The 19,344-nt window shown below is 48.8% G+C and carries 17 protein-coding genes; 3 read left to right on the top strand and 14 right to left on the bottom strand.

Annotated features, from left to right (window positions below; all coding sequences use genetic code 11):
• Window positions 1-8: 8 nt before the first annotated feature.
• From KNP62_RS10500 to KNP62_RS10485, 4 genes are all read right to left on the bottom strand, one after another.
• The gene (locus tag KNP62_RS10500; protein ID WP_214785465.1) at window positions 9-872 is read right to left on the bottom strand and encodes a DegV family protein; all 864 of its coding nucleotides are present in this window, start codon (window positions 870-872) and stop codon (window positions 9-11) included.
• A gap of 116 nt (window positions 873-988) precedes the next feature.
• A complete protein-coding gene (locus tag KNP62_RS10495; RefSeq protein WP_214785464.1) occupies window positions 989-1,471 on the bottom strand; it encodes a methylated-DNA--[protein]-cysteine S-methyltransferase in 483 nt (160 codons plus the stop codon).
• Window positions 1,458-2,351, bottom strand: a complete 894-nt coding sequence (locus KNP62_RS10490; RefSeq protein WP_214785463.1) for a DNA-3-methyladenine glycosylase family protein — start codon at window positions 2,349-2,351, stop codon at window positions 1,458-1,460. Before KNP62_RS10490 ends, KNP62_RS10495 begins: the two co-directional genes overlap by 14 nt.
• Window positions 2,348-2,896 (bottom strand): bifunctional transcriptional activator/DNA repair enzyme AdaA, encoded by a 549-nt coding sequence (locus tag KNP62_RS10485; protein WP_214749608.1) that lies wholly within the window; start codon window positions 2,894-2,896, stop codon window positions 2,348-2,350. Before KNP62_RS10485 ends, KNP62_RS10490 begins: the two co-directional genes overlap by 4 nt.
• A gap of 172 nt (window positions 2,897-3,068) precedes the next feature.
• Between KNP62_RS10485 and mprF the strand changes: the two genes are divergently transcribed.
• Window positions 3,069-5,561 carry a bifunctional lysylphosphatidylglycerol flippase/synthetase MprF gene (mprF, locus tag KNP62_RS10480; RefSeq protein WP_214785462.1) on the top strand — a complete coding sequence of 831 codons (2,493 nt, stop codon included), beginning with the start codon at window positions 3,069-3,071 and terminating at the stop codon, window positions 5,559-5,561.
• 47 nt (window positions 5,562-5,608) lie between these two features.
• Here mprF and KNP62_RS10475 read toward each other — a convergent pair whose 3' ends face one another.
• The 10 genes from KNP62_RS10475 to KNP62_RS10430 form a co-directional block, all read right to left on the bottom strand.
• Window positions 5,609-7,999, bottom strand: a complete 2,391-nt coding sequence (locus tag KNP62_RS10475; RefSeq protein WP_214785461.1) for a carbohydrate binding domain-containing protein — start codon at window positions 7,997-7,999, stop codon at window positions 5,609-5,611.
• 159 nt (window positions 8,000-8,158) lie between these two features.
• Entirely contained in the window at window positions 8,159-8,728 is a 570-nt protein-coding gene (locus KNP62_RS10470; RefSeq protein ID WP_214749599.1) for a DUF1349 domain-containing protein, read from the bottom strand.
• Window positions 8,703-9,245, bottom strand: a complete 543-nt coding sequence (locus KNP62_RS10465; protein ID WP_214785460.1) for an NUDIX hydrolase — start codon at window positions 9,243-9,245, stop codon at window positions 8,703-8,705. Before KNP62_RS10465 ends, KNP62_RS10470 begins: the two co-directional genes overlap by 26 nt.
• 13 nt (window positions 9,246-9,258) lie before the next feature.
• On the bottom strand, window positions 9,259-9,753 hold the full coding sequence (locus KNP62_RS10460) for an LURP-one-related/scramblase family protein (RefSeq protein WP_214785459.1): 495 nt from the start codon (window positions 9,751-9,753) through the stop codon (window positions 9,259-9,261).
• A 61-nt stretch (window positions 9,754-9,814) separates the two neighbouring features.
• Window positions 9,815-10,480 (bottom strand): HAD hydrolase-like protein, encoded by a 666-nt coding sequence (locus tag KNP62_RS10455; RefSeq protein ID WP_214785458.1) that lies wholly within the window; start codon window positions 10,478-10,480, stop codon window positions 9,815-9,817.
• Window positions 10,481-10,617: 137 nt separating this feature from the next.
• Entirely contained in the window at window positions 10,618-11,988 is a 1,371-nt protein-coding gene (locus KNP62_RS10450) for an alkaline phosphatase (protein ID WP_214785457.1), read from the bottom strand.
• 137 nt (window positions 11,989-12,125) lie between these two features.
• A complete protein-coding gene (locus KNP62_RS10445; protein WP_214785456.1) occupies window positions 12,126-12,776 on the bottom strand; it encodes a FusB/FusC family EF-G-binding protein in 651 nt (216 codons plus the stop codon).
• Between the two features lie 121 nt (window positions 12,777-12,897).
• Window positions 12,898-13,164, bottom strand: a complete 267-nt coding sequence (locus KNP62_RS10440) for a CD3324 family protein (protein ID WP_214785455.1) — start codon at window positions 13,162-13,164, stop codon at window positions 12,898-12,900.
• A 244-nt stretch (window positions 13,165-13,408) separates the two neighbouring features.
• Entirely contained in the window at window positions 13,409-16,183 is a 2,775-nt protein-coding gene (locus KNP62_RS10435; RefSeq protein ID WP_214785454.1) for a glycoside hydrolase family 3 protein, read from the bottom strand.
• Window positions 16,180-17,256, bottom strand: a complete 1,077-nt coding sequence (locus tag KNP62_RS10430; protein ID WP_214785453.1) for an alpha/beta hydrolase — start codon at window positions 17,254-17,256, stop codon at window positions 16,180-16,182. The genes KNP62_RS10435 and KNP62_RS10430 overlap by 4 nt, the downstream gene beginning before the upstream one ends.
• 120 nt (window positions 17,257-17,376) lie before the next feature.
• Between KNP62_RS10430 and KNP62_RS10425 the strand changes: the two genes are divergently transcribed.
• Window positions 17,377-17,748, top strand: coding sequence for a hypothetical protein (locus KNP62_RS10425; RefSeq protein WP_214696593.1), 372 nt, complete (start codon window positions 17,377-17,379; stop codon window positions 17,746-17,748).
• Between the two features lie 109 nt (window positions 17,749-17,857).
• A complete protein-coding gene (locus KNP62_RS10420) occupies window positions 17,858-19,303 on the top strand; it encodes a DEAD/DEAH box helicase (protein ID WP_214696591.1) in 1,446 nt (481 codons plus the stop codon).
• Window positions 19,304-19,344 lie beyond the last annotated feature (41 nt).

The following is a 19,344-nucleotide window of genomic DNA, read 5'->3' as shown; positions in this document are numbered from 1 at the left end:
GGCTTTTGTTATTTCTCCACGAAGAACATCGAAATGGCTCCGAGACCAACGTGTGTCCCGACCGAGACCCCCATCTGCATGAGGTAAATCTCGCCTGTGAAATCTGTTTCGGTTTCAAGCTTCGCTTTTAAGTTCTCGGCAATCCGCTGATCGGATGTGTACCCGATGATCACGAAATTCGTGATGTCCGGATTCACGCGCTTCACGAACTCATCCGTATAATGCTTCAACACTTTACGTGTGCCTCGCTCTTTGGCAACAATGGCACCTTTCCCGTTCTTCATGCTCATAATCGGTTTCACCATGAGTAGTTTTCCGATGATAGCACTCGCGTTCGAGATGCGCCCACTCTTGATCAAATGGTCCAAGTCATCCACGGACAAGAAGTGCTTCACGTTCGTCTTATACGTCTCGTTAAAATCGACGAGCTCTTCGAACGTCGCACCGGCTTCACGCATTTGCGCGCTCTTTAGCAATAGCCAGCCGCTGCCGTGACTCATCGATCGGGAATCGACGACATGGATTTTCACGTTTGAGTCAGGATGCGCCTCTTCGAAGTATTCTTTCCCAATGACCGCTGACTGGTAAGACCCGCTCGTTCCACTCGACATACAGATGCATAAGATCTCTTCGTGACCGGCAGCGACCGCATCTTCCATCAATGTTAAGAACGTCGCCGGACTCGGCATCGCCGTGGTCGGGAATTCCGGGAGCGCTTCCAACATTCCGTAAAAATCATCCGGCTGGATATCCACCCGGTCCTGGTAAGACATATTGTTCATCGTAATGATCAACGGCGCGACCCCGATGTTGTACTGTTCAAGCACTGCATCTGATAAGTCACACGTTGAATCTGCTAGTAATTTAATCATACATTCCTCCAAAAACCTTCTCCATAAGTGACGGGAATCATCCTACAACTTCGTCGATTCAGACGTCACGATAGGACCTCCTTTAGTGTAGCAGATTTGGAGGGGGAAATGTTTTTTTACTGGGTTTGATGTGCGACTTGTTTCTCGTGGTGTAAGAGCCATTCTTTTCGCCATAATCCGCCGGCATACCCCGTCAATTTCCCATTCGACCCGATGACACGATGACAAGGCACGACGATGCTCAGTTTGTTGCGTCCGTTCGTCGCACCGACTGCCCGAACAGCCGCAGGTCTCTTCACTCGTTCAGAGAGTTCACGATATGATGTCGTCTCCGCAAAAGGAATTGTCTGTAATGCATCCCACACTTCCCGCTGAAATGGCGTGCCCACTTGTTCAATAGGAAAGGTGAACGTCATCCTCTCCCCTCGAAAATAAGCATCGAGTTCCTCCTTACACTGTCGCAACACATCAGGTACATTCGGTTCAGGTAATTGCGCCACTTCGCGTTCAACGAATAAGATCGACTGGATGACTTTCTCTGTTCCAACGATTTCGATCACGCCAACCGGCGTCTCCATGTCTAATTTATACGTCTCCATATAATGACCTCCATAAATAGAATGTCGCGTATCCTTCCCAACCTTTCCAGCGCTCTCCGTATCGTTTCACTTCTTCAATCGTCGGCTTTTTAGGCGTACCTAATTGATGCTGAATCGCTTGATGCAATCCGACATCCGCGACCGGAAAGGCTGATGCATCCTGAAAACACTTCATCAATACATAGTCCGCCGTCCAAGCCCCGACACCTCGTATGGAAAGCAATCGTTGACGAATATCGGATGAAGATTGCGACTGTAGAGCCGATTTCGATAGCGTTCCACCTGTTATTTCCCGTGCAATATCAATGACATACTCCGCTTTCCTTCGACTAAACTGAAGCTCACGTAACGTTTCCGGCTCGAGCAAGGCGATTCGTTCCGCACGCGGGAACGTCCAGTACGTTCTTCCCTCGACGACTCGCTGTTCGCCATATCGTTCGACGAACCGCCGCTTGATCGTATAGGCGAAGGAGAGCGTGATTTGTTGCCCGATGATGGCCCATGTGAGTGCCTCGAACAAATTTGGGAAGCCAATCATCCGTAACCCACGATGCGCTTCAATCAAAGGAGCCAATAATTCATCTTTTGCACCCATCGCCTCAAACGGTGTGAGGTCACGATCAAGGTCTAACCAGTCACGCACTTCACGTTCAATGCTTTCTGTTTCCGTATCCGAGACGTCATCGACCGGGAACAGGATACGAATGTGGTCTTGCTCTCCTTGAAGTTCGACGAGAATGAGGCGTTCCCCGATTCGCATCAGTTTTTGAACTACCCTGTCCGTCGTGACATGGAGCACTTCTTGTTCGGACCGACTTAAAAAGACGAGACACTCATGAAAATCAAACGGTTGCGGAACGTCTAGTAGCAAATCGTTCATATGTCCCCTCCTTTTCGATACATATTCGGTGTGCACCCTTTCACTTGACGGAAGACGCGGTAAAAGTTCGACGGCGTTTGAAACCCGACCTCATAGCAGACTGTCAGATTGCTCATCGTGGTTGTTCGCAATAAATACGCCGCCTTGTCGATACGAAGTCGTTCCAATAGCTGCCTTGGTGTCTCTCCTGTCGCTTGGGTGAACGTCCGCTCCAAATGGAACGGGCTCAGTTGGACATGTTCGGCAATCTGTTCGAGGCGAATCGGCTGTTTATAATGTTCCATCAGATACACGGTCACCTGTTGTACGAGCGCTCGGTGTGGGGCATGCTCGACTTCCGGCTGGCATCGCTTGCACGGTCGGAAGCCGTTCGTTTCTGCCTCTTGTCTTGTGATGTAAAAATCAACATTCTCTTTTTTCGGTTTGCGGGAACGACACGAGGGTCGGCAATAGATTCCTGTCGTCTTCACGGCCGTATAAAATAACCCATCATACGTTGCGTCACAAGCGAGCACTTTCGCCCACTTTTCTTCAAATGTCAGCATGTCCACACCCCTCTCTTACTCTCACTGTAGCAAATATAAAATCAACATCTCGTCCTCTTTCTTGCGCTTACAATCCCCTCTTTTGAAACGTTTTACAGATTTCAGTCGTATCCTATAGTACGATTTAGTTAGAAGACGCTGTCAGTCATATGACAGATAAGGAGAAAATCTCATGCGCACTCGTTTTTCATGGAAACAATTAAAATGGCTCATCCCTATAGCGTTAATCGGATTGATTTTAATCCAGAGCGGACAAGAGTTAAAAAATCTCTCGCTTGCGACCGCCTTCACGACATTGAAACAACTGACCGGGTGGGAACAGTTCACGCTCATTCTACTCGGTGGATTCGCCGTCCTGACGATGACGGGATACGATTACTTCCTGCTTCGTTCTTTACATATTGAGTTGCCGAAGCGAAAAGTCGTGCAAACGGCATGGATCACGAACTCGATGAACGGGATGCTCGGATTCGGTGGGGTGATTGGGATCGCCCTTCGTACTTCCCTGTACCGTCCTTACACAGATACGAAACGCCTACTCCGTGCAATCGGCTGGATGACACCGACACTCATCAGTGGTCTTTCGATCCTCTCCATCGGTGTGCTTCTCGGAATTTTTCCAGCAGGTGCACTCGTCGGGACGAAACCTTGGATTTGGCCAGTGTTGCTCGCTGTGAGTGCAATGCTCCCGTTTTACCTGTTCGTCACCTCACGCCGCTCAAACGTCGGTTGGTCCACGTTGATCGGATACACGCTGACTTCACTTGCCGAATGGGTCACCGCAGGACTTGTCGCCATCTACGCGTTATCGTTACTCGACGGGTCAGCTTCGTTCACCCAACTCTTTGGAGTATTTATCGTCGCCACGGTCGTCGGTGTCGTCTCCCTCGTCCCAGGGGGTGCCGGAACGTTCGATTTACTATATCTTGTCGGAATGACACAATTGGGGATTCATCAAGACATTGTCCTCTCATCTTTAATCATCTACCGATTCGTCTATTTTGTCGTTCCTTTTTTGATTGGACTGTTTCTCGCGGCCATCGCGTTCGGGGACCAGGTCGTCAAACAAATCGAATATCGACCAATCATCGGATCTTCTTATGAGATCGGGACCGTCGTATGGCGCATCGTTTCCCGGACACTCGCGAAGATTGGGCGCTTGACCGGGAGTCTTATTGCCTTGATGAGCAGTCTATTGATTTGGTTCCAGACACTTCTCCCGAGTGTGACACCACTCTATGAAGTGAATCGTTGGTTCGAGTGGATTGGAACGCTCTTCTTATTGAGTGCCGGACTTCTCATGTTCCTGTCCGTATATGGCATGTATGTGCGGACAAAGCGAACGCTCTGGTTACTCAATACGGCATTCATCTGGGCGACCGTCGGGGTCATCGCTCGAGGCTTGAACTTATTCGAAACATTCGTCGTCATCGGTTTCGCAGCTTTCGTCTGGTTGACGCGAAAACGTCACGTTCGATACCGCTCGATTTTAACGACCGGTCGTCTCATTCGAAACCTGTTCTACGTTTTGCTGTATGTAGGCTCTCACGCCCTCTTGTTGCAATCTTTCGCAGGTACCGACGACTTGTTCTTCACATCGCATCAGGCTGGTTGGTTGACGGTGTTCCTTCTCCTCTTCACGTCGCTCGTAGCAAGTGCACTCCTGCTCTTGTTCGACCGCTGGAAGCGTCCGGCGCTTGGCGAAGCATACGATGAAGATCGAATCAGACAGTTTCAATCAACACAGCACACATCGAGTGGCTTTGATTTGGCCCATATGGCAGATAAGCGTTTCTATATGAACGAGACTGGAAACGCGTGTCTCTTATTTGCGACAGCGCGGAACCACGCGATTGTTCTTGGAGACATCCAAGGTGAACGACAGGCCGCAACTGAACTGTTAACGCGTTTCATTGAAGATGCGGACCGGATTGGGTATATTCCTTTATTTTATCAAATCACACCGAATTGGATGCCACGCCTTCATGATGCCGGCTTCACGTTCTTCAAACTTGGGGAAGAGGCGACGATTGACGTGTCGACCTTCTCGTTGTCGGGTAAGAAGCGTGCAAATATGCGCTCCCTCTACAATCAATTTGAGAAGAAAGGAATCACATTCGAGATCGTCTGTGAACCGAGCCTCTTGTTATTAGAGGAGTTAAAAGATATCTCAGATGAATGGATTGGAAATCGAAATGAGAAAGGATTCTCTCTCGGTTTCTTTGACTACGAAACATTAAGACGTTATCCGATCGCTCTGTTACGGGACGCGGACGGTGTCGTCGTCGCCTTCATTTCGTTACTCCGAGGGAATGGGATCCTTTCAATCGATTTGATGCGTTCGAAAAATGAAGCACCAACTGGAGCAATCGAGGTGTTGATTCTTCACATCATCGAATGGGCGCGTGCGCAAGGTTATGAACATGTCGGACTCGGCGTGGCACCACTTGCCGCCGTTGGTGAGCAGACGTTCTCCCATTGGCCAGAGCGCGTTGCCGCCGATATTTTTGAAAACATCAGCTACATCTATCCGTTCAGCGGATTACGACAGTTTAAGCAAAAGTTCAAACCGTCGTGGGAAGGGCGTTATCTTGCGTTCCGTCAACGTCGGAAACTCTTGCCGTCAATCTTACGGACGGCACGGTTGATTAGTCGAAAACGTTAAAAAACAGGAATTTCTCACGAGGAGAAATTCCTGTTTTACGTATAATCTTATTTCAACGTCACACTTACGTTATCAATCGTGATGTCATGGGCACCGAGTGGTGATCCTTCTGTACGTCCCATCAAGAACTTCAATCCTGTCATATCCGTTACTGGCATCGTCACTTCAAACGTGTACGTGTTCGTTTCCGGTGTGACCGAAACGACTTCGCTCAAATAGCGATAGTACCCGGCATTCTCTAACGTCACTTCGAATGAACGAGCGACTGTAGAAGATGCGTCAAATTGAACGACGTATGTTTGGTCTTGCTGTAACTCGAGACCGCCTTGCTCCATGAGGACACTCCACGCTTCGTTCCCTTCTTGCGTAATCGAGATACGTGCTGCCTCATTTACCGCTTCGATGGCAGCCTGTGCGTCAAAGTGTACATAAGAGCCCCAGTGTGTGAGACCTTCTGTGAATGCTCCGTTTTTAAGTGGAGACGGATCGATATAAACCGGTGTGACATCGCGCAATTCGACGTCATCGATTTCAATCACACCTTTTTCAGAACCGAGAATGAACTGAAGCTGACTCATGAGGTCCGTTCCGGCTTCCATCGTGAACGGAATTTCATACGTATCGAACGCTTCAGATAGAGCGACACGCTGGAGTGGGAGATAGGCATCTCCATTCGCTCCGTTCAATCCTACTTTAAGACCATCTACACGTTCTGCCCGTGCTTTGAAGCGGAGAACGTATTCATGTCCTTCTTGCAATTGAATGCCTTGCTGCACCAATGTAGCCGGTGCTCCTTTTTTCTTGTTCGTTTCAAAACGGAAGAGACGCTCTACCGGGTCGACCGTTCCTGTCCCTTTCGTGATGCCTGGGTCGAACGTCCAATACGTCATGCGATCCATCGCACCTTGGTCGAACGTCCCGTTATACACATGGTTCCCGTCTCCAAGCTTCGGTTTTGTCGCATTCGGATCGAACGCCTCACGAGGTGTCTGCTCGACACGGACGTTCCCGATTTGGACACCAGACGTACTGAGTCCAACGTTGAACTCAAGACGTGCCGCAAGGTCAGTCTCTTCTGTCATATCGAATGTCATCGAGTACGTTTGGACGTCTGTCGTCAAATCAAATGACCCTTCATCTGAATATTTCGCATAGCCTCGGTCTGGACCACCACCGACTTTAACGGCGATCGAACGCGCCGCGTCCGCTTTGGCGTCAAACGTCACTTTATAATGTCCGCCTTGTCCGAGCGATACGTTTTGAATCAATTGATGCGAGTACGGCTGACTTCCTGCCTGATCAATCGAAATGTCGGCAAAACGTGATCCTGCCAAATCGATTACATCGACTGAACCGACACCACCAAAGTCAGGAAGCGCCACATAGTTCCAATACGTCGGGTTGAGCGCCTGTGCACCGTTCGTCACCGTTGTGATTGGTTCTACATAGTCTTCATCATAGACGAGGTTCCCCTCTTCTAAAGGTTGCTTCGCTCCTTCTGGCAATACGACTTCTTCATCCGAGTATGTCGGCTCGACAGCATCGCGATACTTCCCATTCTTCAAGTCAAAGACGCGGACGTAATCGACTTCCATCTCTGCCGGGAATGGTGTCGTCTCATCGACGTCCCCATCAAACCATCCACCGACCGCCAAGTTCATGATCAAATAGAAATCTTGGTCGAATGGCGCAGGATAGCTATATTTCGATGCTTTGTTCGCTTCTTTCGCATACCAGTCATTTTGAGTCTGGTAGAGTTGACCATCTACATACCAACGAATCTCACCCGGCTCCCACTCGACCGCATATGTATGCCATTTGTCGATGCCGTCACCTTCTGCGAAATGATAGTCTTTCCCCGTGTACTTGTTGTTCGGCCATGTTTCCCCGTAATGAATCGTGCCAGCGACTTTGTCCGGCTGACTGCCCCATGACTCCATGATGTCGATCTCACCAGATGCGGCCCAACCACCGTAACGGTCCTCTTCCGGTAGCATCCAAAATGCTGGCCAGAGCCCTTTTCCTGTTGGAAGTTTCGCTCGCATCTCGTAACGACCGTATGTCTTACTGAACGTGCCCTTCGTCGTCAACTTCGCCGACGTGTAATCATATGTGCCGAATTGATCGGATGCTTGCTCTTTTTTTGCACGGATGACGAGCTTCCCATCTTTTACGAAAGCGTTTTCGTTTTTGTCCGTATAAAATTGCTTCTCGTTGTTCCCCCAACCGGCAGCGACCGGATTTCCGTCTTTGTCGACAATCCAGTTCCCCGTTTCAAAGTTCCATTTCGAATGATCGATTTCCGCCTTACTAAACTCATCTGACCAGACAAGTTTCCACTTGGCGTCGTCTGCTTTTGAGCTCTTTTCAGCAGGTATTTCTTGTGGCAATGACAAGACGAGACCTGTTCCAAGTGCGAGTGCAACCCATTTCTTCATCATGTGTCCTCCTTCAGGATAAGTGATGGCAATATATCAGTCCGTTCTTTTGAAAGCGATTTCCGAAAGCGCTTTCGTTAACGCTATTATAAAATTTTATCCATCCCAACTTCAACCACTTTTCGGAAGTGAAATCAAAATGACATAAAAAGCACCGACTCATGTCGATGCTTCACGCAGTTCCCAATTTGAAAATGTCACGTCAAAACCTGTCGCATTCACATCCGGACTGCACGCATACGGCCCGATGCGTAACGTCGATACGTCATGAAGATGGGCAATGCGAAGCTGTTCACGCGTACCGTCATCATACTCAACAAAAATTTCCACATCTCCATCTGTATACACGATTTCAAACGTCAATGGTTGAGGAATCATCTCATTTGAAAAATCACGTGTCGACCAATCCGAATAGCCAAACGAAGTGACGACTGCGCCAAGATGGGACGGTCCGTCTGGAATATACTCGACAGACGTCTTGATCCAATGGTCATCGTTTACATATAGGACAATCCCGGCCTGGTCATATGTATGGCTCGGTTCCATTTGGATTGTCGCCCGACATGTAAATCGTTTGACTTTGACATCTGTTAGTCGTGCATGCGCCGTCATGCGGTTAAATCCGTAATGTGTATTTCGCCAAAAGTCCGTATCTGGCAAAGTCCGGAAAGCGAGCGGTTCAAATCCGTTCACGCTATTCGGTTCATTTATCCACTTGTACGTATGCATGACGATCAATCCCTCCCCATTGTCCTCGCATGGCAAACAATAACGGTATCATCGGCGTATGATACGGTATGAATTCATGCTGTCGAATCATCTGCAGAATTGTTGCTTCATCCGCCCACTTCACAGCCTGCACTTCAGATTCCTGGAGTGTCAGCTCATTCAAATCCACTTCCGCTTCGACGAGGTAAATGTCATCAAATCCTTCGTCGAAGTTGATGGTCAAGTGCGGTCGTGTCTGAGATAGATCAAGCTTGAGCCCAATCTCTTCTTCGAGCTCCCGCATCGCAGCTTGTTGGCTCGTATCTCCTACCGTGGCACTTCCACCGACTGTGATATCCCACATATTGGCCCATCCATCCTTGAACGGTTGGCGCTGTTGAATCAGCATCTCGCCCGTCTCGTTAAAGATACACACGTGAATCACAAGGTGATATTCTCCTTCTGGCAATCGACTTCCCCGTTGCCACGTGCGACCGGTCTTTTCCCGGTCCACGCTATAGACGTCCCAAAATTCCATTAGATACTCCCCTTTATGTTGCTGCACTTGATGCCGCTGCTTGATCTGCTTTCGCGCAATCGATGGCTACGACGATTGAGATGAGAAGGTGCTCCATATCCGGTTCTTCGACGCGAATCTCATAACTGTCGCCCCATGAGAACCATTTCTTTTGAACACTTCCGATAGATTGCCCATTCTTCGTCACGTCAAAATCCATGTCCCACCAATCCCCTTGGACACCAATCCCGGCCGCATCGATCGAATACTTCGGTTTAAAGAATGAAAACTCTTTTGAGATGGTCATCATATCCGTACCATCCACTTCTACAAAAAACTTCGGTAAAAAACTGAATGTCTTTTTCGTGATGGTTGTGACCGTTTGACCATTCACATCTTTAATTTCAAACGACTTTGGAAACTTCATAAAGCTACCTTCGATGAAATATTGATCATGTCCGTCCGCATCTTTAATGGTGAAGCGGCCGCGTAAACTGAACACTTTTTGTTTCATGTAGAGCGTGTGCATAATGATCCCTCCGATTTGTTGTAGTACTTTACGTACGAACCCAACCTCGAAATCGATTCACTTATAGCGAAACCGTCTCCTTTAGAACGATGTCTAGCACTTCCGACAAGTGATTCACGACGTAATCCGCTTCTTTCAATTCTGCTTCTTGCGCAAAGTCAAAACGACAGCCGATTGAAGTAAGTCCGTTCGCTCGTGCAGCCATGATATCCGATAATCTGTCTCCGACTACGAAGCCATCCTGTAGTTCATACTTATTCACGATTTCAGCCACTAAATCACCCTTATCCAACGTATCGATTTGCTGAATACTGTATGTTTCGGTAATCCAATGATCCAATTCATAGTGCGTTACAATCGCTTGTAAATAGGCAACCAAGCCATTGCTCGCAATGAAGACTGGATAACCCCTATGATTCAATTGTTCAAACAACTCGAGTACCCCGGTATATAATGCACCATTCCCGTTTTGAATGTTTTTGATGAGTCGTCTTAAGAAATAGGCATCGACCTCTTCTCTAGTTTGTTCGTCGTGTTGTGGGAGCAAGGTTTTCCAAACAACAGGCAATGGTACGCCCATGATCTTTCGGTATTCGTCAATCGGTGTCGGTCCATCCCATTCTCCATTTTTTCGTAGGTGCTCAAACGTTTCATCCAACGCCAACTTTAAAATCAAATCTGTCCGAAACAATGTTCCATCCATATCAAAAATCACTGCGTGTTTCATCCGCTTCCCCCTTGTTGACTGATTCATGGCTTGTCTGTCTATCATACGACTCTTACCCGAGTATAGCTTCTTTTTGAGTAATTCTTCCAAAAAAGACTACGCGGGAAATCCCACGTAGTCTTAGCGTATATTCTTACTTATTTGATTTTCCCTTTATTCTTCAACAAGTTGAAGATCCGTTTCGCCTGATCCGTGTTGTCGCTCATACCGACGAATTTCTCTTGTTGTGGCCCGAATGCGTATACTGGTACATCGTCACCCGTATGACCGTCCGTTGTCCAGCCCGTTCCTGAACGCTGATCGAAGATTTTCTCGATGGCGTTGTCGATTTCCGTCACGTCATTCGTCTCAGCTGCTTTCTTCACAGAAGCAATCTCTTCAGACGTTAATTCCAAATCGATGTTCTCACGTAAGACGGCTTCCACATCCGCTCCACCTTCAATTTCTTTCGCCATGAAATCTGGTGTGCGTTTCGCTGCTTGGATCGGTGTCGGATCCCAGTTGTAATTTCCGTCCGCTCCGATTGAAATACCACCTGTCGAGTGATCCGCTGTCACGACGACCAACGTCTCCCCATTCTCTTTGGCGAAGTCACGAACGACTTCAAATGCTTGCTCAAAGTCTCTCATCTCACTCATCGCACCGACGACATCATTATCATGTCCGGCCCAGTCGATTTGACTTCCTTCTACCATGAGGAAGAACCCATCATCGTTCCCTTTTAGGCGATCAAGAGCCGAAGTCGTCATGTCCGCAAGACTCGGTTGTTCCTCGTCACGGTCAATCATTTTATCCATGCCAACTTCCGCGAAAAGACCGAGCACTTGCTCGTTGTTGTCTTGCTTCATTTCTTCTGCAGACGTAACGTAGCTGTAGCCGTCTTCTTGGAACTGTTTCGCAATATTTCGATCCGAGCGTTCGAAGAATTTCGTTCCGCCTCCGAGCATGACGTCTACTTTGTGCTCCCCATCAATCAAGTCATCATAATAATCGTTAGCGATGGCGTTTTCACTCTTACGCTGCTCTTCATGTGCCCCGTAAGATGCCGGCGTCGCATGCGTGATTTCTGACGTGGCGACAAGTCCTGTCGACATGCCGTTCTCTTTCGCTTGTTCGAGTACCGTTTTCACGTCTGTTTTGTCGTTATCGACGGCAATTGCGTTGTTATACGTCTTGACACCAGAACTCATCGCCGTCGCTGCGGCTGCCGAATCTGTCACGTTCTCCGCGTCGTCTTCAGGATATGTCGATTGCATACCCACCAAATGTGGATCGAAGGCAGTCGGCTCCATCTCTACCGTTTCTTCATTGTCGTTCATGTAACGAAGCGCTGTCGTATAAGGCACGCCCATCCCGTCCCCGATCATAAAGATGACGTTTTTCGCCTTATGATTCTTTGAATCTTTTGCGGCTTCTGCTTCATTTTGTTGTTGAACGCCAACGATTCCCCCAAGTGCAAGCGTCGAAACGACCGCGAGTGGAACAAACTTCTTCATTGTCTTTTTCATCTGTAAACCCTCCCGAATATGTACTACTCCTGTAGCCTAACGGACATTTGTAAAGATACATTTTCAGATTGAATACAGCCCTGTATGGTTTTTGTAAATGCCGCCATTTCAACAACATAAAAAGCCTGACTCTCTCGTCAGGCCTGTAACGCTGTATGAACAAAAGTATGCAACGCCTCTTGGCTCGTGATGTGTTCGTTGCACGTCTTACTGTCGACACATATATATGTGCCGATGGCTTTGTAATAGTCCGGATTTTTCACTTGTTTCGCTTTAGTGATCGTAACGCAGTACGTCACATCCGTGAACTGATTACAAAAGGCACATATGTTTTTCTTCGTATTCGTGCTCGGTTTACATGCGATGCCAATCAATTGACCTTCGTATTGGCAAATCATCAACTTTTGATTGGAACGTCCATCGTTCCAACTCAGATAAGTGAGTCGTCCAAAATCAACATCGGATAACTCCGGTAAGCGAAGCTTCTTCTGTTTCGGGAACAATTCCTTCAGCTGCTCGGCAGAAATAACGGGAAACGGTTGAACCCATTCTCGTAATTGTTGCATGTATTCGTCGAACGCTTCGTTCGTCTGTAGCGCCGCGAACTGTAACAGCTTCAGTTGTTCAGTCGTCGCTTCAGGAAATGCATACATCACTTTCGATTGTGCCAAGTCGATGACTGCTCGCAAGACAGAAGGCGGCAGGCTTTGCGTTCGACTCTCTTTGACGAGCGTCACTTGTTCTTTGATGAGATTATACTGTTCGTTTTGAATAAATGGATCTGACATTTTGTCGCCCCCTTCCTCCATCTTCAGTTTACAGGAATCGATGCTTCCTTACTGTGTACACTTTGATTAAGAAACATAGTCGACCTAAAAAGGTACGACTAGCGAACTAGTCGTACCTCCTTCATCTCGAGCGGTATACAATCTTTCGAATCGTATGCGTCGCCAAATGATAGGACTTGGCCAGATTTTCGATTCGCTCTCCATTCCGAAACGCTGCGCGTATGGCTTCGTTTCGTTCCTCAAGTAATTGTTTTCCACCGTTGACCGTCCCCCATTTCCGTTTCGTGTCGGTCGGGGTCGGCACATATAGCGTTTCGCCTTGTACATACTGCTGCACTTCTCGCAGCAAATGTTCTGGCAGGATGTGTTGCGCATTGACGTACTTCATCGTACCTCGCTCCTTATTGAATGAATCCAATCCGATAAGGGAGCAAAGCCAAGTGGTTACGTTAAATCAAGCGATCAAGGTATTCGTTTCGCCCCATGCAAGTGATCGCCTTTCGTCCAAATGGCTTTGCATGAGTGCGTGAAGACCTAGAAAATCGAAGCCGATTTTCCACGGGTATGCGCCTCCTTTGCGATGTGTCGTTCTTTCGATTATACCGAATTCAATGAATCGACAAAAGGGCGACTCAGCCGTTCTTCATACTGAACTCATCCGCAAGGGTGAAGGACACGTCCTTCACTTCTAGTCCGCTCAATGCGAAATAGAGTTGGAGATAGTTATGCTGGTTCAGGAAGAAGACCTGCTTCGTCTGTGTCACCCATTCTCCGTCCGTCCCGTTAAACGTGAACGTCGCACCCGGGATATTGTTCGCAAACAACGTCACCGGCATCTGCGCCAACTCCCCTGCGTTCGAACGGGCCGTCAACGTGATGTCATACGTTCCGGTCTGGTCGACCGAGATGGCGAAGACGTGCGTGCTCCCTGTCGAGGTGTCGATTCCTGACAAATCGACGTGTTCCCCGTTTTCGAGATGCTGATAGTCCAACTCGAATGCGTCTTGTTGATTCGTCTCGTCTTCAAAACCGAGCACCTCGACCGAACCATCATGAATTCCGAGAAGACGCTCCATCGCTGGTGATTTCAAGATGAATGAACAAATGTTGCGCGCGCTCCGCAACAACTCACCCCGTGTGACCACTCCCTCTTCAAGAGAGGTCATCGTATTGTCCTCGAATGAGTTGAGGTCCGGACGGTCGACGACCATATACAAATCGTTTTGCGAGCGTACCATCGCCGCTGTGTTTTGACGGTTGGCGGACTCGTCCTCACGGAAGTTCACTTTTGCCCACCAGTCCGTCATGACAATCCCTTCAAAGCCCCACTCGTCACGTAAGATGCGCGTATTTTGATCGTATAATCCGGCCGTCCAAATCCCGTTGACCGCACCATATGTCGTCATGATTGACGATGCCCGACCTTCTTTCACGGCCATCTCGAACCCTTTCAAATAAATCTCGCGTAACGCCCGCTCCGAGACGACCGAATCGATATCGTGACGATGCGCCTCCTGGTTGTTGGCGCTGAAATGCTTGAGCGTTCCTGTCACACCGACACGATGCATCCCGTTCAACTGAGCGACTGCCATCTTCCCTGTCAAATGCGGGTCTTCCGAGAAGTATTCAAAGTTCCGACCGTTCAACGGGTTGCGATGAATGTTCATCCCTGGTCCGAGCAACGTGTCGACGCGGTTTTTCCGCATCTCGAGCCCTGTCATCTCGAACAAGTCTTCAACGAGGTCGACGTTGAACGTAGAAGCCAAGAGAGTCCCGTTCGGAAGCGCGAACGCCTTCGTCCCGATATCCATACGAATGCCTGATGGACCATCGGCACAACACGCCGCTGGAATCTCAAGCTCGTTCAATCGGTCGGACACGCCACCAAACGCCGCTGCCGTCCCCGGTGTGACACGCGGTGAGTTCATCCCTTGTCCGCGAACGATTGTCGCCAAATCCTCATCCGTCAATTGATCTAAGAATGTGTCGAGTGACGCCTTTCCATGATATACATCGCTCAATTTGATACCTTGGTCACCCGTGAACACTCTAGTCTCAGGGCGTTCTTCCAAATAACGTGTCTCGACGTCAACGGCGCGAAGCGGTGTTGATTCGTAACCTACTTCCCATCCTTTTTCGCTCTGAATCGGCTTCATCCGTTCGAACGGAAGGACAGGTGCCATATTTTCGCTTAACGTCTCGAGGATGCGTTGTTCCTGTTGCTCGACTTCGAAAGCGAGTGTAGCCGAACGGACATCTGTCCCGACATATAAGCGATATGCCCCTGCTTCGAGAACGAAGCTCGATTCATGACCCGTCACGCCAGAGTCGTCGTAGCTCGCAAAATCAGTCATCTGGACGTTAAACGAAAGGGTTTGTCGCTCACTCGGTTCAAGAAGCAATGTTTTCTCAAACGCTACTAAAGACCGGAGCGGATTTCCGAGTTTTCCTTGCGGTTTCTCGACGTAGAGTTGGACGACTTCTTTCCCGTCACACTCACCCGTGTTCGTCACTTCCACCTCAACCGTTAAAACGCCATCGACTTCTGCCGTACGCTTCACTTCAGTATGGAACGTCGTATAAGACAATCCAAATCCGAACGGGTACAAGACGTCATCTTTCGCGAACGTTTCAAAGTAGCGGTAACCGACATAGATATCTTCCTGATAAATCCCTTTATCCGCGTGACCAAAGTTCTTTGTCGACGGATAATCCTCGATGGATCGAGCAATCGTATCCGTCAGTTTCCCGGAAGGACTCACGTCTCCGACAAGCACGTCGACGAGTCCTTTTCCGCCTTCCATCCCACCTTGCCAAGCATAGAGGATGGCACTCGGCTCATTCGCCCACTTCATGTCGATGATGTTTCCGACGTTCAACACGACGACCGTCTTGTTGAAACGCTTCGTTACGCGCTCAATCATCGCGTGTTCGATATCCGTCAATAAGTAACTGCCCGGGTCGGCCGTATTGTCACGGTCTTCCCCTGCCGTACGTCCGATCATGATGAGGGCGACATCCGACTCCTGTGCAGCTTGATCGACGAGTTCATCCGATACGTCCATTTCCTGTTGCGACCACGGTTCACCGGCCCAACCGACACCTTGGTCGAACGGGTTCTCTTTCACCCATTCCTCATACGTCGCATAAAGCGATTCATTGATATGAATGTCTGTACGTTCACGCAACGCCTCGAGCGGTGTCGTGACATGTCCGACGTTCACCATCCCACCTGAACCGGTACCGCTCTTATAGTAATGGAACTGACTACGCCCAAATACGGCAAGCTTCGTTTCAGACTGCAACGGGAGAGTTTTCTGTTCGTTTTTGACTAACACGACCCCTTCCGCAACCGCTTGACGTGCCAATTCCTCATAACGTTTCCAATCCAATGTATACTGTTTCATTTCGTCAGCTCCTTAAGTCCTTCTGCGATTTCATTCATACAATCTTCTGCCTGTGGGTAGTCTCCTAATTTGTCCATAAAGGCATGATCCATACCCCGATATTGAATCAGTCGAGTCGGAATACCAGCTTCTGAAAGTTTTCGGGCATACGCCTCCCCTTCAAGTCGTAAGTAATCGTACTCTGCCGTCACAATCAAGGCTGGCGGTAAAGTCGTGACGTCTTCTGCCAACAACGGTGAGACGAGTGGATGCGTGACATCCGTCTTCCCTTGAAGATAGAGGTCATTTAGTAACGAATCTGGATCTGCAAGAGCGAGCACGACACCTCGAATCAGGTCGTGATGGTGTGAGATATCGTACGCATCGAGTGTCCATTCAAAATCATCTGTCGGAATCGATCCCAGATTGACGACGGGATAGACGAGTGCTTGATAACAAATGCGCCCCTCCCCTCGTTCTTTCTCCATCAGACAACAAGCGGTCGCCAAATTCCCTCCGGCACTGTCTCCGGCGACGGCGATTTGGTCACGGATGACGTTCAACTCCGTCGCGTTGGCGTATACCCATTCAAAGGCGCCGTAACAGTCATTCAATCCGGCCGGGAACGGATGCTCGGGAGCAAGACGATAATCGACGGAGATGACGACCGCGTTCGCCTGTTCCGCCAGCAATTTACAAGGATTCTCGACCGTATCGAGCGTTCCTCCGAAAAATCCACCACCATGGAAGAAGAGGATAGCTGGGATGGCTTCAGTATGATGCGGACGATACAGGCGGACCGGAATGTCACCGTCCTCACTAGGAATCATGAGATGCTCGGTTTTGATATCAGTCGTCGTCCGATCCTGATTCGGCCAACCCATACTGGCACGTGCCGCCTCGAGGTCAAATGCTGTATCCGGTTCATCGTGTGAAGAATGATTTGCGGTCAGCGTTTCGAACACGCGTGGGTCGAGATCGCCGGTGCGGTCTGAATCCGGTATGGGTTTGATGATGGTTTCGAGATGGTTCGCGTGCGTTCGATATTGGCTTTGTTGAAGGTGTTGGACGAGATATTTATAATCGGATTCCATTATGTAAGCCCCTTTCTTTCAACATTTCTGAACCTGATAAAATATTGTTATTGGATAAAGTTGTACATCGGCTCATCGCATGATACGTTGTTGGAACAGATCACTAAAGGAGTGTTATTGATGTATAACTGCGTCAGCTGCAATAAATCATTGAACGAACATGAAGTCATCCATACAGATGAACTCGGTCATTTCGGTGATCCAATCAAGCATTATTGCGATGCTTGCTTCATTGAGGGAGCAAAAATCGGTTTTCACAAGATGGAGATTGGTTGCTGCACAGCATGCCAACAACCGTTAGTTTTACAATTTGATCAGGAAGAAACCGCTAGCCTGGCTCGTGAAGATGGAACAGTTCATTACATATGCCCTCAAATGCTAGAAGCATATCAACAACAAAATGAAGAGCTGATCGAACAGTTAGAAGATGTTCATGACCAGTTTATTTTTTATGTGATTCAACCCGACCCGACGTTGCCTGACTTCGGATAATGGATTCTCATTCGCTTTCCTACCGTCTTTCGGTCTATAATGGACTGTATTGCAAATAGACATTGAAATTTTCTGAAGCAGAAGTTTTCACGAAAGAATGAGGTTACCCATGAACAAACAGCAATTTACTGATTATCGCCTGAGCGACGAGATCACTCGTGCGTTAGGCATTATGAAATACGAATCACCGACCGAAGTACAACAGCAGGTCATCCCCCGTGCTCTCGAGCGCGAAGACTTGATCGTCAAAGCACAGACGGGAAGCGGAAAGACAGCTGCTTTCGGGATTCCGGTCATCGAGCTCATCGATTGGGCCGAAAACAAACCGCAAGTGCTCGTCTTGACACCGACACGCGAACTCGCCGTTCAAGTACGGGAAGACATGACGAACATCGGACGTTTCAAACGAATCAAAGCGACTGCCGTCTACGGGAAAGAACCGTTCTCGAAACAGCGTGAAGAGTTGAAGCAAAAGACACATATCGTTGTCGGTACACCTGGTCGCGTCATGGACCACATCGAGCGCGAAACCCTCTCACTCGACCGCATCGAATACTTGATCATCGATGAAGCGGACGAGATGCTCAATCGCGGCTTCCTCGCCGACGTTGAGAAGATTCTTCAACAGTTACCGAAAGATCGCGTCACAATGGTCTTCTCAGCGACATTCCCACAAGATATCGAACGTCTCTGCCAGAAGCATATGAATGCTCCGGCACGTGTCGCAATCGAGTCGACAGGTATGACGGCTTCGACAATCGAACACCGTTTACTTCCCGTTCATCGGAACGAGAAACTTGCTGTCCTTCAAGACATCACGGTCGTCGAAAACCCGGATAGCTGTATGATTTTCTGTCGTACGAAAGAGAACGTCGATACCGTGTACGCTGAGCTCGACAAAGCCGGTTACTCGGCTGAACGTCTTCACGGCGGACTTGAGCAAGAGGACCGTTTCGCCGTCATGAACGGCTTCAAGATGGGTAACTTCCGCTACCTCGTGGCGACAGACGTCGCAGCACGTGGAATCGATGTCGACAACGTCGAACTCGTCATCAACTATGACGTTCCTGTCGAAAAAGAAAGTTACGTGCACCGGACGGGTCGTACCGGACGTGCCGGCAAACAAGGAACAGCTATCACGCTCATGACCCGTCAGGAAGAACGTCTCATCGGAGCTATCGAATCATACGTTCAATTCGAAATTCCGATGATCGATGCTCCGACAGAAGCGGAAGTAGCAGCTAACCAAGATGCCTTCGAGCAAAAGTTGAGCGGACGACGCGTCGTTCGAAACAACAAGACAGCTCGCATCAACCAGGACATCATGAAGCTCCACTTCAGTGGCGGGAAGAAGAAAAAACTTCGCGCTGTCGACTTCGTTGGAACGATTGCCAAAATTCCTGGCGTATCTGCTGACGACATCGGGATCATCACAATCAATGACCAGATGACGTACGTCGATATCCTTAACGGAAAAGGCTCGATCGTCCTTCAAGCGATGGAAACGACTCCTGTCAAAGGGAAGAAATTAAAAGTAAGCAAAGCACGTAAGTAATGCAGATTCAGCCTCAAAGATGATATTCGTCTTTGAGGTTT

It is taken from the genome of Exiguobacterium sp. s183 (assembly GCF_018617655.1).
Lineage (GTDB): Bacteria > Bacillota > Bacilli > Exiguobacteriales > Exiguobacteriaceae > Exiguobacterium > Exiguobacterium aestuarii_A.
This window is presented reverse-complemented; position numbering and strand designations above follow the sequence as displayed.